The organism is Pseudomonas yangonensis, assembly GCF_009932725.1.
GTDB classification, from domain to species: domain Bacteria; phylum Pseudomonadota; class Gammaproteobacteria; order Pseudomonadales; family Pseudomonadaceae; genus Aquipseudomonas; species Aquipseudomonas yangonensis.
In genome coordinates, this window is record NZ_BLJU01000062.1 from 1 (window position 1) to 723 (window position 723).

Genomic DNA, 723 nt, shown 5'->3' on the forward strand with positions numbered 1-723 from the left:
CCAGCCTCGATGCCGGTATCAATTTCTTCGACACGGCGGATGTCTACTCCGCCGGTGCCAGCGAGCGCACGCTCGGCCAGGCGCTGAAGAATCTGGGGGTCACGCGCAGCGATGTGGTGCTGGCGACCAAGGTCTACAGCCGCATGGGCCAGGGGCGCAACGATGTCGGCGCGTCTCGTGGGCATATCATGGATGCGGTCGAGGCCAGCCTGCGGCGACTGCAGACCGATCATATCGACCTTTATCAGATTCACGCCCACGACAGCGTGACGCCGCTGGAGGAAACCCTGCGCGCGCTGGACGATCTGGTGCGCCAGGGCAAGGTGCGTTACGTCGGCGTGTCGAACTGGCAGGCCTGGCGCGTCGCCACGGCGCTGGGCGTTTCAGCGCGGCTGAACCTGGAGCGCTTCAATACGTTGCAGGCCTACTACTCGGTCGCCGGTCGCGATCTGGAGCGCGAACTCATCCCGATGCTCGAGGCCGAGAAGATGGGCCTGCTGGTCTGGAGCCCGCTGGCCGGCGGCCTGCTATCGGGCAAGTTCAGCCGCGAGAACCAATCGCCGGAAGGGTCGCGTCGCTCCTCGTTCGACTTCCCCATCGTCGACAAGGCGCGCGCCTGGGACGTGATCGACGTGCTGCGGCCCATCGCCGAGGCCCATGGTTGCAGCCCGGCCCGTATCGCCCTGGCCTGGCTGCTGGCCAAGCCCGCCGTCACCTCGATCA

1 protein-coding gene is annotated in these 723 nt (G+C 66.7%); it reads left to right on the forward strand.

Annotated features, from left to right (window positions below; all coding sequences use genetic code 11):
* Window positions 1-723: aldo/keto reductase (locus GYB81_RS23425; RefSeq protein ID WP_161897973.1), on the forward strand; the 723-nt coding region annotated here is incomplete at both ends.